Source organism: Paenibacillus sp. WLX1005 (assembly GCF_046603685.1).
In the GTDB taxonomy this organism is placed as follows: Bacteria; Bacillota; Bacilli; order Paenibacillales; family Paenibacillaceae; genus Saccharibacillus.
This window is the reverse complement of record NZ_CP176756.1, coordinates 2,029,469-2,045,561: the sequence shown is the minus strand read 5'-3', so window position 1 is coordinate 2,045,561 and position 16,093 is coordinate 2,029,469. Positions and strand designations below refer to the sequence as shown.

At 48.5% G+C, this 16,093-nt stretch carries 15 protein-coding genes; all 15 read right to left on the bottom strand.

Annotated elements, in window-relative coordinates; all coding sequences use genetic code 11:
- Window positions 1-182 precede the first annotated feature (182 nt).
- The 15 genes from rpsP to rpmF all read right to left on the bottom strand — a co-directional run bounded on the left by rpsP (window position 183) and on the right by rpmF (window position 16,027).
- Window positions 183-455: a 30S ribosomal protein S16 gene (gene rpsP / locus ACE3MZ_RS08875; protein WP_367056319.1), complete on the bottom strand. Its 273-nt coding sequence runs from the start codon at window positions 453-455 to the stop codon at window positions 183-185.
- A 51-nt stretch (window positions 456-506) separates the two neighbouring features.
- A complete protein-coding gene (gene ffh, locus ACE3MZ_RS08870; RefSeq protein WP_411346077.1) occupies window positions 507-1,910 on the bottom strand; it encodes a signal recognition particle protein in 1,404 nt (467 codons plus the stop codon).
- Between the two features lie 164 nt (window positions 1,911-2,074).
- Entirely contained in the window at window positions 2,075-2,440 is a 366-nt protein-coding gene (gene ylxM / locus ACE3MZ_RS08865) for a YlxM family DNA-binding protein (RefSeq protein ID WP_411346076.1), read from the bottom strand.
- Between the two features lie 261 nt (window positions 2,441-2,701).
- Window positions 2,702-3,352 (bottom strand): PAQR family membrane homeostasis protein TrhA, encoded by a 651-nt coding sequence (trhA, locus tag ACE3MZ_RS08860; protein ID WP_411346075.1) that lies wholly within the window; start codon window positions 3,350-3,352, stop codon window positions 2,702-2,704.
- A 335-nt stretch (window positions 3,353-3,687) separates the two neighbouring features.
- Complete coding sequence (ftsY, locus tag ACE3MZ_RS08855; protein WP_411346074.1) at window positions 3,688-4,692, bottom strand: signal recognition particle-docking protein FtsY; 1,005 nt, start codon at window positions 4,690-4,692, stop codon at window positions 3,688-3,690.
- A gap of 210 nt (window positions 4,693-4,902) precedes the next feature.
- Window positions 4,903-8,475 carry a chromosome segregation protein SMC gene (gene smc / locus ACE3MZ_RS08850; protein ID WP_411346073.1) on the bottom strand — a complete coding sequence of 1,191 codons (3,573 nt, stop codon included), beginning with the start codon at window positions 8,473-8,475 and terminating at the stop codon, window positions 4,903-4,905.
- A 160-nt stretch (window positions 8,476-8,635) separates the two neighbouring features.
- Window positions 8,636-9,328: a ribonuclease III gene (gene rnc, locus ACE3MZ_RS08845; RefSeq protein ID WP_411346072.1), complete on the bottom strand. Its 693-nt coding sequence runs from the start codon at window positions 9,326-9,328 to the stop codon at window positions 8,636-8,638.
- 12 nt (window positions 9,329-9,340) lie between these two features.
- Window positions 9,341-10,579, bottom strand: coding sequence for a beta-ketoacyl-ACP synthase II (gene fabF, locus ACE3MZ_RS08840; protein WP_411346071.1), 1,239 nt, complete (start codon window positions 10,577-10,579; stop codon window positions 9,341-9,343).
- Window positions 10,580-10,698: 119 nt separating this feature from the next.
- Window positions 10,699-10,932, bottom strand: a complete 234-nt coding sequence (gene acpP / locus ACE3MZ_RS08835) for an acyl carrier protein (protein WP_411346070.1) — start codon at window positions 10,930-10,932, stop codon at window positions 10,699-10,701.
- A gap of 82 nt (window positions 10,933-11,014) precedes the next feature.
- Window positions 11,015-11,764 carry a 3-oxoacyl-[acyl-carrier-protein] reductase gene (gene fabG, locus ACE3MZ_RS08830; RefSeq protein ID WP_411346069.1) on the bottom strand — a complete coding sequence of 250 codons (750 nt, stop codon included), beginning with the start codon at window positions 11,762-11,764 and terminating at the stop codon, window positions 11,015-11,017.
- A gap of 65 nt (window positions 11,765-11,829) precedes the next feature.
- Window positions 11,830-12,756 (bottom strand): ACP S-malonyltransferase, encoded by a 927-nt coding sequence (gene fabD / locus ACE3MZ_RS08825; RefSeq protein WP_411346068.1) that lies wholly within the window; start codon window positions 12,754-12,756, stop codon window positions 11,830-11,832.
- Between the two features lie 33 nt (window positions 12,757-12,789).
- On the bottom strand, window positions 12,790-13,776 hold the full coding sequence (locus tag ACE3MZ_RS08820; protein WP_411346067.1) for a beta-ketoacyl-ACP synthase III: 987 nt from the start codon (window positions 13,774-13,776) through the stop codon (window positions 12,790-12,792).
- 72 nt (window positions 13,777-13,848) lie between these two features.
- Window positions 13,849-14,832, bottom strand: coding sequence for a phosphate acyltransferase PlsX (gene plsX / locus ACE3MZ_RS08815; protein ID WP_411346066.1), 984 nt, complete (start codon window positions 14,830-14,832; stop codon window positions 13,849-13,851).
- The gene (fapR, locus tag ACE3MZ_RS08810; RefSeq protein ID WP_411346741.1) at window positions 14,816-15,412 is read right to left on the bottom strand and encodes a transcription factor FapR; all 597 of its coding nucleotides are present in this window, start codon (window positions 15,410-15,412) and stop codon (window positions 14,816-14,818) included. The genes plsX and fapR overlap by 17 nt, the downstream gene beginning before the upstream one ends.
- 441 nt (window positions 15,413-15,853) lie before the next feature.
- Window positions 15,854-16,027, bottom strand: a complete 174-nt coding sequence (gene rpmF / locus ACE3MZ_RS08805; RefSeq protein WP_367056283.1) for a 50S ribosomal protein L32 — start codon at window positions 16,025-16,027, stop codon at window positions 15,854-15,856.
- Between the last annotated feature and the right edge of the window lie 66 nt (window positions 16,028-16,093).

Sequence of the window (16,093 nt, the reverse complement as noted above, 5' to 3'; positions counted from 1 at the left end):
CCGGAGTAGACAAAATATGTTGCGGTGCAAAATCAGTTGTCGTCAAAACAGGCTGCAATAGCAGCCCAAAGCGCCGCCATCAGCAGCAGACCTGACAAAAGCGCAATTTTGTGTAAAATCGCGCTTCACGTCAAATCGCTAGCTGTTAGCTAACGCTTCATAGGGCCAAGCATATTCAGCAATTATTTTTGCTGTTTCAGCTCATGGAATTTTTTCATAACGCCAGCTTTGCTGAGCAAGTTGCGAACAGTGTCAGAAGCTTGTGCGCCGTTTTGAAGCCATTTCAGAGCTTTTTCTTCATCAATTTTAGTTACAGATGGTTCTGCAACTGGATTGTAAGTACCGATTTCTTCGATAAAACGTCCATCACGAGGAGAACGGGAATCGGAAACAACGATACGATAGAAAGGCGCTTTGTGAGCACCGATACGTTTCAGACGAATGCGTACTGCCAAGAGAATTCACCTCCTTAAACTAATTCATAACTGGTATCTGTAAAGTGAGTTTTAACGGAATGGGAACTTGAAACCGCCGCCCCCGCCGCCTTTGCTCAACTTTTGCATTTGTTTCATCATTTTGTTCTTGCCGCCGCCCTTCATTGCTTTCGGGTCCATCATATCCGAAAACTGTTTCATCATGCGGCGCATTTCATCAAATTGCTTGATCAGACGATTCACCTCGGCTACGGAAGTTCCGCTACCTGCTGCAATACGCTTGCGACGGCTATTGTTGATCACTTCTGGATGCTGCTTCTCTTGAATCGTCATCGAATGTACAATCGCTTCGATCCGGCCAACCTGCTTGTCATCCACCTGAAGATTTTGCGTTTGTTTCATTTTGCCCATGCCGGGCAGCATATCCATGATTTGGTCGAGCGGGCCAAGCTTTTTCACTTGATCCATCTGTTCCAAAAAGTCTTCAAAGGTAAATTCGGCGTTGCGCATTTTGCGCTCCATTTCCTTTGCCTTTGATTCATCGATATTCAGCTGCGCCTTCTCGATCAGGGAGAGCATATCGCCCATACCGAGAATACGGGAAGCCATACGTTCCGGGTGGAACACTTCCAGCGCATCCAGCTTCTCACCGAGGGTGGCAAACTTGATCGGACAGCCCGTAACGGCTTTGACCGAAAGCGCTGCACCACCACGGGTGTCACCATCGAGCTTGGTCAATACGACCCCGGTCAATTGCAATTGCTTGTTAAAGTTATCCGCTACGTTAACCGCATCCTGACCGGTCATCGCATCAACGACGAGCAGTACTTCATCTGGATTGGTCAATTCGTGAATCTGACGAAGTTCATCCATCAGTTCTTCATCAATATGCAGACGACCTGCGGTATCGATGATTACGTAGTCGTTATTGTTCGTTTTGGCTTCTTGCAACGCCTGACGAGCAATCTCTACCGGGCTTGTTTGGTCGCCCAGTGTGAAGACCGGCACCTTGATCTGTTCACCGAGAACCTGCAATTGCTTGATCGCAGCCGGACGATAAATATCGCCTGCAACGAGCAATGGACGATGGTTCTGCTTTTGCAGCATTCGTGCCAGCTTGCCAGAGGTGGTCGTTTTACCAGCACCCTGCAAACCGACCATCATAATGACGGTTGGTGGCTTGGTTGCCTTCGCAAGCTTCGCCTGCGTTCCGCCCATCAGCTCCGTCAGCTCTTTGTTTACGATATCGATGATGACCATGCCAGGAGTGAAGCTTTCCATCACGTCCTGACCGACAGCTTTCTCCTTCACCTTGGCGATAAATTCTTTTACCACCTTGAAGTTAACGTCCGCTTCGAGCAATGCCAGTCGTACCTCACGCAACGCTTCGCCTACATCCTCTTCGGATACTTTGCCTTTGCCGCGCAGCTTGCTGAACACGTTTTGCAGTCGTGTCGTCAATCCTTCAAATGCCATATTGTCTTCACCTCGCTTCCTGTTCTATGCCATCATGCCGTAAGCATGGTTTCCATTATATGCAGCTTCGTGTACTGTACTTTGGTTCAAAGTGGCAGTATCTATATAGTATACCGTATCCGGCGTTACAGTTCTAATCCGGATTGCGGCGCACAGGTTCGTATTTAGGACATATCGTCCACTTGTTCAAGCTCCGACATCAGCTGTAACGCTTCGGTTCGTTGTGCTTCGTTCCAACCGTCCTGCTCCAGAATGACTCTGAGCTGTTCCAAATGTCGCGAGCGGCGGTAATGCTTGTCCATCAGTCCCAGCTTGTTTTCGTACATCTCTAGCACCTGTTCGGCACGCTTGATATGTTCGTAAACCGCCTGACGGCTAATGTCAAACTCCGCAGCGATCTCGCCGAGGGAATAGTCATCGTGAAAATAATATTTAAGGAACATTTGCTGTTTTTCGGTCAGCAGCAGTTCATAGAAGTCGAATAATAAATTAATTCGGTTCGTCTTTTCGAGCCGATTCTCTTGACTCATACGGGGCACTCCCTCCGTCAAGGAAAAACACTTTACAGTGATGTTCAACGTTTTATATCATAGCTAAAATACAGGATGATGTCAAGCATTTTCCCTTAACATATTCACACTGGACAAAGAGTCCATTTTCAAATGAGAATAGCAAGCAATAATTGGTCTATTCAACATAGCCAATCCATAAAAATACATCCTTCACCTCGCCTCAAAATGACAGGCAGATAAAGGATGTATACATTTTGTTTTTTTTTGGCTTCTATCATATTATGACTGCCATGGCAGTAAGTAAAACAAAACGGCGAAGAAATGCAGTACACTGCCTGCCAATACGAATATATGCCAGACCGCATGATGGAACGGAAATCCTCTCCATACATAAAATACGGTACCGAGCGTATACATAATGCCGCCCGCAACAAGTAAGATAATACCGCCCGTTGCAATCGATGCAGTCAGTGGTCCCCATGCCAGCACGATCAACCAGCCCATTAGCACATAGAAAATCGTGGACATAAACAGAAACCGTTTCGCGAAAAAGGCTTTAAACGCGCAACCAAGTAGCGCCATGCCCCATACAGTACCGAAAATTGACCAACCTAGTGCACCTTTCACTGCAAGCAGCATAAACGGTGTATACGTACCGGCAATAAACAAATAGATCGCCGAATGATCAAAAATCTCGAACAGGTCTTTGACTTTACCTTCGTTAAAGCTATGCACCAGTGTAGAGCTTAGATAAAGCAGAAGCATCGTAATGCCATATATAGTAAAGCTCACAATATGCCAAGGTGTCCCTTTCAAACTAGCGAAAACAATCAACAGTACAAGTGCAGCCACACTTAATGCTGCGCCAATACCGTGCGTAATCGCGTTGGCAACTTCTTCGCGCCGGGTATAGATATGTGTATCCGCCATCGTACACTTCCTCTCATGGTTCCAATCCTGATCTGCTGGATGCCTAGCAGTTTTCTGTGTCTGGTGTGATATGTTGTTATTATTGTAACCCGGAAGTGCATGATATTTCCAGCGTAGTCGTGTACATGATATGTACATTTGCTCAATGCGTCTATTCTTTCTAATCCATTATGTTATAGAACGAAGATAGTAGCGAAATATACTTCTACCTAATTAGAAAAGCCTGCCTTTCGCTAAAAAGCAACCATCGCATCTGTTTAGTCAGCGATTGGTGTATCAGCGAAAAGCAGGCTTTATTGTGGTTTCTATATTATGACAGAGTAAAATAAAATCAATTACTCGGTTTTACCTTCTTCAGCGTCGAGTTCTGCTTGAATGAGACCGGTGAACAGTGCATGCACGAATTGTTCACTGTCAAACGGCTGCAGATCGCCGACTTTTTCGCCCAAACCGATAAATTTGACTGGTAAATTCAATTCTTGACGGATAGCGATAACAATACCGCCTTTGGCTGTACCATCCAGCTTGGTCAATACGAGACCAGTAACACCGCTCTTTTCGCCAAATAGCTTTGCTTGGCTGAGTGCATTTTGACCGGTTGTTGCATCAAGCACCATCAATACTTCATGCGGTGCATCTGGAATCTCACGCTGAATCACACGGAAGATTTTGTTCAGCTCATCCATCAGATTCGCTTTATTTTGCAGACGTCCTGCTGTATCACACAACAATACATCCACATTACGCTGTTTGGCAGCACGTACAGCATCGTACATAACAGCTGCCGGATCAGAACCTGATTGCTGTTTGATCACATCTACGCCTGCACGCTGTCCCCATACTTCCAATTGCTCGATTGCCCCGGCACGGAACGTATCGCCTGCTGCCAGTAGTACTTTTTTGCCTTCCTGTTTGAAGCGATGCGCCATTTTGCCGATCGTAGTCGTTTTACCGACGCCATTCACACCGACAAACAAAATAACGGTAATTCCGTCTGGGTTCATGTTCAGACCCGGGTTCTCGTCGCCGCGCAGCAATTCAGTCAGTTTCTCTGACAGCACAGGTTGCAAATCAGCAGCATCTTCCAGTCGGCGCTTTTTCACTTCGACTCGTAGATCATCGATCAATTCCATTACGGTATTTACACCTACGTCGGCGCTGATTAGAATCTCTTCCAGTTCTTCGTAAAACTCTTCATCGATCTTCTTACGACGCACAACCAGATCGGTCACTGCATCGACCAGACCTTTGCGTGTTTTTTCCAGACCATCACGGAACTGCTGAGTTACCGCTTCGGTACGTTGCGAAATGCTCTCTCGCAATTTTTTAAAAAAGCTCATGGGATTCCTCCGTCGACATAAGTTAGTGAGTACAGACGTACCTTATTGATCCGATAGGATGCAGACATTCATGATTCGTGGATAGAATGCTGCCGTATATTCGGGAATAACTAAACAAGATTGCATGTTGGATGATAATACGTACAATGGCAATACATGATTCATTCAATACATTGCCATCATAATAACGTATAGACTATCACGTACGGATTAAGCGATCTCCGCGCCGTCCACTTCTTCCAGACGAACGGAAACCAGCTTCGAAACGCCGCCTTCTTCCATCGTCACACCATATAGCACATCGGCTTCTTCCATCGTACCTTTGCGGTGTGTCACGACGATAAACTGCGTCTGACCAGAGAATTCTCGCAAATATTGGGCAAAACGCGTCACATTCGACTCATCCAATGCCGCTTCGACTTCATCCAGCACACAGAACGGCACCGGCTTCACCTGCAAAATAGCAAACAATAATGCCATCGCGGTCAATGCACGTTCGCCGCCGGACAACAATTGCAGATTTTGCAGCTTTTTCCCTGGTGGTTGGGCAACGATATCGATGCCTGTTTCCAGCATCCGCTCAGGATCTGCCAGAATCAGATCGGCACGACCGCCGCCGAATAGTTTGGAAAAGACCATACCGAATTGTCCGCGAATCGCTTCAAATGTATGCTTAAAGCGCTTGGACATCTCGTCGTCCATTTCTTTGATGACCTGATACAATGCAGTTTTGGCTTCGATCAGATCGTTTTGCTGTTCACTCAGGAATTCGTAGCGTTCGTTAACACGCTGATATTCCTCAATCGCACCCAGATTGACTTCACCCAGATCGGCGATTTGCAGCTTCAGCTCGCGCACTTCGCGACTAGTCTGCTCCACATTCTCTGGCAAGTCGTAACGCTGCTTCGCCATTTCGTAGGTTAGCTCATAATCATCTTGCAGCTTGGCAAGGATGTTTTCGAGTTCCACATCCAGACGATTGACCTGAATTTCGGTTTTACGCAGTTCATCTTCAATCGCCTTCAGTTCGTTGCGCTGCTGACGAGTTTTGTCTTCTTCTTGCTCTAGCTTTTGCTGTAAAGCAAGACGCTGTGCGCGCTTCTGTTCCAGCTGCTCACTTGTTTCGCTGCGTTGACGGCGCAGACGATCTAATTGTTCTTGCTGGCGCTTCTGATCATTGCTGTTTTTGTCCAGATCGCGGACAAGGATAGACAGTTGCTCACGATTACTTTCCAGTTCACGACCATAGTCCTGAGATTCTTCGTGAGTACGAGACATTTGCTCTTCCAGTGAAAAGATCTCCTGGCTGATCTTGCCCTCGCGAATTTTGAGATCGGTCACTTTTTCCTGTAATTGCTCTTTGACCGATTCGTTCGATTTGCGCTGTTGCTCGGCGGACTGGATCGCGGACTGAATACGTTCTTCCTGCTGTTGCAATTCAGCCAGCTTTTGCTCTGCTTCTTTGCGCTTTTTGGCTATGCCTTCCAGCTCGCTTGTATACGCCGTTTTCTCCTGCCCATACAGCTCGTACTGTTCGTTCACATGCCGGAATTCGTGATCCAGTTGCTTTAGTTCACCCGCCGTTTGCTGCTCTTCAGTACGTTTACGGTCACCAGCAGCACGCAATTGATCCAAACGATTCTCGGTACTTTGCAGTCGATCACGCACAGTAATAATCTCAGCGCTCAGACGTTTGATCTGATCTTCGCTTTCGATAATTTGCTCACCAAGCTGATCCAGCTGGCGTTTGCGTCCAAGCAGGTTGTTGTTCTTTTTGTGCTGGCTACCACCGGTCATAGAACCACCAGCATTGACTACATCGCCTTCCAATGTGACCACGCGGTAGCGATAATTCAGTCTGGCAGCGATTTTGTTCGCCTGTTCCAGTGTCTCGGCAATGACTACACTACCGATCAGACTACCCACGATAGACGCGTAACGCTCATCGTATTGCACAAGTTCCGCACCGATACCAACAAAGCCTTCGGCACCTTCTGCCAGTCGTTTGTCGCTATCTTGAATTCGACGTGGACGAATAACGTCCAGCGGCAAAAATGTTGCACGACCGAGTTGACGCTGTTTCAGAAAAGCAATCGCGCGGCGAGACACTTCTTCATTTTCCATAACGACATGCTGAACGGATGCACCAAGTGCCGTTTCCATCGCTTGCTCCAAATGCTCTGGCACACGGATCAATTCAGCGACAGCACCATGTACACCTGGCAGCTGATTGTTGCGAGACGCCTTGAGCACTTCTTTGACACCTAGCATGAAGCCTTCAAAGTCCTCCTGCATCTCCTGCATCGTATCACGGCGAGAAATAAGCGCTTCGCGGCGCTGTTCCCATTTGCGAATCGAGGTCTGCATATCTTCGGCGGATTTTTGCAGCGCATTCAGTTGCTCACTTTGCTTGATATAATCCGTGCGTACCGTTGCGATTTCTTTGGCAAATTTCTCTAACTGAATGGTAAATGTAGCTTTGCTCTGCTCCAGTCGCTTTTTCTCGTCGCGCCATTTACCAGATTCAGTCTCGGCTCGCACCATTCGGCGCTGCGTTGCTTCCGTCTCCTGATCAGCGTACCGAATCTCATTACGCATATTCGCCATATCATTCATCAATTGCAGCAGATCGCCTTTGAGACTTTCCTCGCGATTCTGACTAATCCCGCCGTTAATATCATTTAGCTGCGCTTCTTCGGTCGCAAGCGTCTGCTTCAATTCGATCAACTGGCGCTGTAACTCAGCCAGCTTATCTTGCAATTGCTGGGTTTCGCCTGTACGTTGACTTGTACGTTCTTCACTGCGTTCCAGAGCGACACCAAGCTGCTTACGATTTTGCTCTAAATTTTGGCGGCGTTCTTTGAGCAGCTCCACTTGACCTTCTGCCTTCTCTGCCTGCTCACTGTATTGCAGCAGCAGTTCCTGCATCCGCTCCACCATCTGCTCGGCTTCACGCAGCGCATTACGCTCATCTTCCAGCTTGGCATCATGTCCGGCTACAACGTTAGCCAGCTTTTGCTGTACAGCTTCTAATTCTTTGAGCTTCTCGCCTGCAGTCGTCCACGAACCGTGAATACGTTCGATATCATGCACATACAGTGAGATTTCTTTATGCTTTAACTGTTCTTTTAATTGTTTAAAATGAATTGCCTTTTCGGACTGCTCCTTCAGCGGACCGATCTGGTCTTCCAGCTCATTCACCAGGTCGAAGATGCGCAGCAGGTTCTGCTCGGTATCATCCAGCTTGCGCACGGCATCCTTTTTACGGGATTTGTATTTCACGATACCTGATGCTTCTTCAAAAATACCGCGTCGATCTTCCGAACGCGTACTGAGAATCTCCTCAATACGACCTTGCCCAATGATCGAGTACGCTTCTTTACCGATCCCGGTATCCATAAACAGTTCGGTAATATCCTTGAGCCGGCACGCTTGCTTATTGATCATATACTCGCTATCCCCGCTACGGTGTACGCGCCGGGTAATGGTCACTTCGTTAAAATCGAGCGGCAACGCTTCATCTTCGTTATCCAGTGTCAGTGATACTTCGGAATAGCTGACCGGTTTACGTGAATCGCTACCTGCAAAAATAATATCCTCCATTTTGCCACCACGGAGTGACTTGGCAGACTGCTCACCTAGCACCCAGCGGATGCCATCGGAGATATTACTTTTACCGCTGCCATTTGGTCCTACAACAGCAGTAATTCCTTGGACAAACTCCAATTCCGTTTTATCGGCAAATGATTTGAAGCCGGCTAATTCAATTCGTTTCAGGAACATAGTTCGTGTTCACCTCTATTGCTATTGTAGCATAATTACCTGCTTTGCCATCAATGGAAAAAGAGCAAAAAGCGGTCGTGCCTCTTGCCTTTGTTGCAAGGTGGCGGTGACTGCTCTTTGCTCTTTGTTTGTCCTGTAATCGCCAGAAAAGAAAGAGATGTTATTTCAGCTTTAACCGGGTCAGTGCAGCTGCTGCTGCGCGTTGCTCCGCTTCCTTTTTGGAACGTCCTGAGCCCTGGCCAAGGCTTTCATCTCCCATGTAGACTTCCGAGACAAACTCCCGCTCATGGGCAGGGCCTTTTTCCTCGATGATCCGGTACTCCAATACACCCATATTATGATGCTGGGTGAATTCCTGTAATTCGGTTTTGAAGTCCATCATCTGAAGTTGTCCGCCAGGCGAAATGCTTGAAAATACGTACTTTTCCAGAAAAGATTTCACTGCATCCAGACCTTGATCCAAATACAGCGCACCGATAAAGGATTCAAATACGTCTGCCAGCAGCGCCGGACGTTGACGTCCACCGGTTAGTTCTTCCCCTTTGCCAAGCAAAACATAACGTCCAAAATCAAGTGCTTCCGCGAACTTGACCAGCGAAGGCTCGCAAACGATCGCTGCACGCAGCTTCGTCAGCTCGCCTTCCGGCCGATCTGGATACTCATTATACAGATACTCCGACACCGTCAGTTCCAGAACCGCATCGCCTAGAAACTCCAGACGCTCATTATCCTGATGCTGACTGAAGCGATGTTCATTCACATACGAAGCATGTGTGAACGCCTGTTTGAGCAGCTGGCGGTTATGGAACTGAATTTGAATTTGTTGCTGTAGCTGTTTCACATCTCCGTTCAAGAAACTGACCCCTTACGCTTCAAATTTCTTCAGGACGATCGAGGCATTGTGTCCCCCGAATCCAAAAGAGTTGGACATAACCACATTCAAATCAGCTTTACGTGCCTCATTTGGAACATAATCCAGATCGCACTCAGGGTCCTGGTCATGCAGATTGATCGTTGGTGCGATAATCTGATTTTCCAGAGACAGTGCACAGATAACCGCTTCCACACCGCCGGCTGCGCCGAGCAGGTGACCTGTCATCGATTTGGTCGAGCTGACTGCCATCTTGTACGCGTGGTCGCCCATCGCCATTTTGATCGCTTTCGTCTCGGATTTGTCGCCGACTGGAGTCGATGTACCATGTGCATTGATGTATTGAACGTCTTCCGGCTGGATGCCAGCTGTACGCAGTGCCATCTTCATACAACGCGCCGGACCATCTGGGTTCGGTTCTGTCATGTGGAACGCATCTGCACTCAGACCGTAACCGATCACTTCGGCATAGATATGCGCACCGCGCTTCTGGGCATGCTCCAGTGATTCCAGAATCAGTACGCCTGATCCTTCCGCCATAACGAATCCGTCACGTCCAGTATCAAATGGACGGCTTGCTGTTGTGTAGTCATCATTGCGTGTGGACATCGCTCGCATGGAGCAGAAGCCCGCCATACCGGTTGGACGAATCGTCGCTTCGGCACCGCCTGTGATCATCACATCCGCTTCGCCGGATTGAATATACTTGAACGCATCGCCAATCGCATGGCTACCGCTCGCGCATGCCGTTACCGGTGCTACGTTTGGACCTTTTGCTCCGTGAATGATGGACACTTGACCAGAAGCCATATTGGCAATCATCATCGGAATAAAGAACGGACTTACGCGTTTTGGACCTTTTTCCAGCAATACGCTGTGCTGATCTTCAAATGTACCTAGACCGCCGATACCGGAGCCGATAATAACACCAACTCGTTCCGTATCTGTATCTTCGCGTACATTCAGTTTGCTGTCCTTCAGTGCTTCCGCTGTAGCAGCGACTGCAAATTGAACAAACCGATCCAGCTTCCGTGCTTCTTTGCGTTCCAGATAATCTTCGGGATTAAAGTCATGTACCTGACCAGCAATGCGGGTCGTGTAGTTACTAACATCGAATCCCTCTACTGGAGTGATTCCAGACTTACCTGCCATCAGATTGTTCCAGAATGTATCTTTGTCTTTGCCCAGAGCTGTTGTGACTCCGAGACCTGTAATTACCACTCTATGCTTCAAACACATTCACCTCATATCGACTGCATGTGTATATTTTGTATTCAGATCCAAGAGACGCCATGAATGAGGAGAAGTCCCGACCCGCAAAATCAATTTGCAGGTAACGGGACTTTTGAGCCTTAGGTATGAGATTGTATGTAGTTCACAACTTCACCTACGGTCGTAATTTTCTCCGCGTCTTCATCAGAAATTTCAATATCAAATTCTTCTTCAAGTTCCATAACGAGTTCCACTACATCAAGGGAATCTGCGCCAAGGTCGTCTTTGAAAGAAGATTCCAATTTAATATCAGCTTCGTCAGCACCTAAGCGGTCAATGACGATGCGTTTTACACGTTCCAAAACATCGGACATCCGTTTCACCTCCTCTTCCAAGTTATTATACGGAAATTATACTTAAAAATCCATACAGGCATCTGTAAGCACATCCTGAATCTTACATGTACATGCCGCCATCAACGTGTAACGTTTGCCCCGTCATGTAAGAAGCAGCTGGCGACACCAAGAATGATACCACCTGAGCGACTTCATCCGGATTGCCAAGACGGGCAAGCGGAATCTGACCGAGAATACGACCACGCTGCTCTTCGTTTAGCTCATCCGTCATATCGGTAGCGATAAAACCAGGTGCTACACAGTTGACTGTGATGCCACGCGAAGCTAGCTCCTGTGCCGATGCCTTCGTCAGACCAATAACGCCTGCTTTGGCAGCGACATAGTTGGCTTGACCCGGATTCCCGAGTACACCGACTACGGACGAAATGTTGACGATGCGACCGTAACGTTGCTTCATCATCGGACGCGTGACCGCTTTGAGACAGTTGAACACGCCTTTCAGATTCGTTTCGATCACCTGATCAAACTCTTCCTCTTTCATTCGCATGATCAGATTGTCCCGCGTGATGCCAGCGTTGTTAATCAGAATATCGATCTTACCGAACGCTTCACTTACCTGTTTAACCAGGTTGTCTGCTTCGGAAACGATACCTACGTTTGCTTGGATCGCAATCGCTTTGACGCCCAGTTCCTCAATTTGCTTGACGGTTTCCTGAGCGGCAGCTTCACTGCCTGCATAATTGACAGCTACGTCAGCTCCAGCAGATGCTAGTGCCAGCGCGATGCTGCGACCGATGCCGCGCGAAGCGCCTGTTACGAGGGCAACTTGCCCCTCCAACGGTTTACTCATATCATACGCACCTCCTTTTCACCAAGTTCATTGCACGTATGGCTGTTGCCAAACATGAACAGTCATTATACTTCCAGTGCTTCCAAACTTTCGAGGCTGTTGATATTGAACAGACGTACATTTTTGTCGATCTTTTTGATCAGACCAGTAAGCACGTTCCCGGGACCAATCTCGATAAATGTATCGACGCCCTGCTCTACCATATAACGCACGCTGTCTTCCCATAATACAGGAGAGTATACCTGTTTCACCAGCAGCTCGCCAATCTGGTCGCCACTGGATACTGCCTCTGCATTCACATTGGCAACAACCGGTACGGCTGCATTGTGGAACGTAACATCCTGCAAACGCTCGGCAAGACGCTGAGCCGCAGGCTCCATCAGAGAAGAGTGGAACGGTCCACTCACTTCCAGCGCAATCGCACGTTTGCCGCCGATTTCTTTGACACGGGCAGATACGGCTTCCACACCAGCCTGTGTACCGGAAACAACGATCTGTCCGGGGCAGTTGACGTTAGCCAATTCTACCGCATGACCATCCGCTGTAACAGAGGCACACAGCTGAGTTAACGCTTCGCGCTCTGCACCGAGTACAGCAGCCATTGCGCCCTGACCAGCAGGAACCGCTTGTTCCATAAACTGTCCGCGTGCACGTACAACCGCAACCGCGTCTGCAAACGAGAGTGCACCCGCAGCTACTAGCGCGCTATACTCGCCCAAGCTATGACCCGCTACATAATCTGGCTGGATGTTGCGCTCTTTGAGTGCTTCCAGCAGGGTGATGCTGGCGGTCAGCAGTGCAGGTTGTGTATTGGCTGTTTGTTTTAGTTCGTCTTCTGGACCTTCAAATGCCAGCTTGCTAATTGCAAAGCCAAGCACGTCGTCCGCTTGATCAAAATACTGCGCTGCTGCCGGGGATGCGTCGTAGACGTCTTTTGCCATCCCGGCTTTTTGCGCGCCCTGTCCAGGGAATACAAATGCTATTTTACCCATTCGGAATAACCTCCTGAATTGCAGTTGCCGTAATTACCAGATGATAACAGATGCGCCCCATGTGAGACCACCGCCGAAGCCGACCATAACCACTTTGTCGCCTTCTTGGATGCGTCCTTCTTCTACCGCTTCAACAAGTGCCAGCGGAATAGAAGCAGCGGATGTGTTCGCATACTTTTGCACATTGATCATAACCCGGTCTTCGGTCAAATTCAAACGTTCCATCGCCGAGTTGATAATACGCACATTTGCCTGATGCGGAATAAACAGGTCGATATCGTCTTTGGAAATGCCTGCTTTGTTCAGCACATCCTCCGTTGCTTTGTTCATCACTTTCACTGCGAATTTGAATACTTCGCGACCGCTCATTTGGATAAAGTGCTGCTTCGCTTCCAGCGTGTCGGCAGAAGCCGGTGTTCTAGAGCCGCCAGCAGGCAGTTTCAGCAGTTCGCCACCAGCGCCTTCGGCACCGAGATCAAATGCTTTAAAGCCGCGACCTTCGCCAACTTCACCGATGACTACTGCACCAGCACCATCGCCGAACAATACGCAAGTGTTGCGGTCCGTATAGTCGGTAATGCGGGACAGTGTATCCGCACCGATTACCAGTGCGTTTTTGTACATGCCCATTTGCAGCATGCTTGTCGCTGCACCGAGTGCATAGACAAAACCGGAGCAAGCAGCAGACAGATCGAAGGCAGCTGCTTTTTTGGCACCTAGTTTGTCCTGCAAAATGCAAGCGGTAGATGGGAAGGACATATCCGGCGTAATGGTTGCTACGACGATCAGATCGAGATCGGCAGCAGTCAACCCCGCGGTTTCAATCGCTTTGATTGCCGCTTCATACGCAAGGTCGGATGTCGCCTGGTCTGGAGCGGCGATATGACGCTCGCGAATACCGGTACGGCTGACGATCCATTCATCGTTCGTGTCGACCATTTTCTCCAGGTCGGCATTGCTCAATATTTTTTCCGGCACGTATTTGCCTGTGCCGATAATTCCGATTGGCAAAACACTCATCGTTGTCACTCTTTTCTATCGATACGAATTTCCTTATCAGACTGGTAAGGATCTGTGATGATGCATATTACATTACTCTGTTACTTCCTGCGAAATACTGGATACCAAATTGTTGCTAATGGCAATCCGTGCCTGACGTACAGCGTGTTTGATCGCACTTGCGTCGGAAGAACCGTGCCCTTTCAGTACAAGCCCATTCAGACCGAGCAATGGTGCGCCGCCATGTTCTTTGTAGTCAAACGAATCGCGCAATCCGCGCAGCTCCGGCATCACCAGCGCTGCTGCCAGCTTGGTTTTTAATGATTTGGAAAATTGCTGCTTGAGCAAGGAAAAGATCGTACTTGCCGTTCCTTCCATTGCTTTTAACAAAATATTACCGGCAAAGCCGTCGCAGACGAGCACATCGCACACGCCGTTAAGCACATCCCGCGATTCCACATTGCCGACAAAGTTGATCGGCTGTGCCTCTAACAGTGGGAAGGCTTCTTTGACGAGCTCGTTGCCCTTTTTGGCTTCGGTGCCGACATTGAGTAGACCTACACGCGGATTGGACACTCCCTGAACCTTCTCGCGGTAAATGCTACCCATCAATGCATATTGTGCCAGATGTTCCGGCTTCGCGTCCATATTGGCGCCCAGATCAAGCGCTAGTACGCCTTTTCCGTCAATCGTTGGAATGATCGGAGCAAGCGCCGGACGTTCAATCCCCTTGATACGTCCAACGACGAGTAACCCGGTCGTCATGAGAGCGCCCGTATTTCCTGCCGAGATCATCGCATCTGCCAGTCCGTCCTTAACCATTCGACCAGCAACGACCATAGAGGCATCCTTTTTACGCCGTACCGATTTGACTGGTTCGTCATCGGGCTCAATCACTTCAGAAGCATGTACCAGCTTCAGGTTGGATGGAATCTCCGGCAGCAATGCCTTCATCCGTTCCTCGTCCCCTACGAGAATAATCTCCGCATCCTTCCATTCCTTGGCTGCTTCTAATCCGCCTAAGACATTGCTGTCTGGAGCATGATCTCCCCCCATCGCATCAATCGCGATTCGCATGATCAAGTCCTCCTTCATCGTGTTCTCCCCCGTCTGATCGGTAAATCACAAAGTTGCCTTGAAATACCATTTCTTCGCCAACGTAAGTTAGCACTTCCACTTTCGCTTTGCCTTTGCGCGCCGGGTTGGACTGCACATAGGCTTTGGCGATACACTTCTCACCGAGGTTGACTGGTCGTACGAACCGCAGATCCGCCGAAGCAGTCAAAGCAATCGCATCGTTGATAACCGCCACTGCCAGCGAGTTCGCCTGGGCAAAAATATGATGACCACGGGCGATATGCGTACGTGAAAATACATGTTCATCCCGAATCTCAAAGATCGAAATTCCACTTCGATCCAATTGCAAATCGACAATCTCACCGATAACTTCATCCAGCGGCAGGGATCGGACCTGATCGTAGGATCGCTCAGCCATCAGCTTCATTCGTTCACGCAGCTCAGGAATCCCCAGCTCCATCCGGTCCAAACGAATCGTCTGAATACTGACTTTTAGCTGACGGGTCAATTCCTGATCGGTTACAAACGGGTTATCCTCTATCATCTTCACAAGCTGCTGCTGACGCTGGCGCTTGGGCAATCGTTCGATGGTCACGAAGCCTCCCCCCACTTTCATGATGGTGTTGTCCGGCTATGCGGACGTCCGTACTGTTGTTCAGGCATCTATTTATTGCATCTATCTGCTCTATATCATTGTGCGCATCAAAGGTCCGGCATACAAGCAGCGTAGAACTGCTACACCGGATATTGGAGTAGATCACGTTTAAATGTTAGTTTTAGAACCTGGTACTAAGAATGTAGTATAAAGCATATTTTCACAAAAGAAAAGGGGCAGTGCCGCCTTATTATGTAATTTTGGTGTCAGATGGCGGTCTGACGGGCTTCTTGCGCATGGATCTGGTCAGAATGCTAGAGAGTATATATATCGTTCAAGCGCTACGTGTATGGCGCGTCTGTACCGCTCAAAATCCATAAAAAAACAGCGCCTCATCAAGCGACGAGGCGCTGCCTTTTCCAACGATTACTGTTGTACGATTTCTCTTTGTTTGTACGTTCCGCATACTTTACATACGCGGTGGGACAATTTGAGTTCGCCACAGTTTTCGCATTTCACCATACCTGGTACTGCCAATTTAAAGTGTGTACGACGTTTGTCACGACGTGTCTTGGAAGTTCTCCGTTGAGGTACTGCCATCGTTAAACACCTCCTTCATCTAATTGAGTGCCATTTAACACCCTGGTTTGACTCAGGGTTATCAAA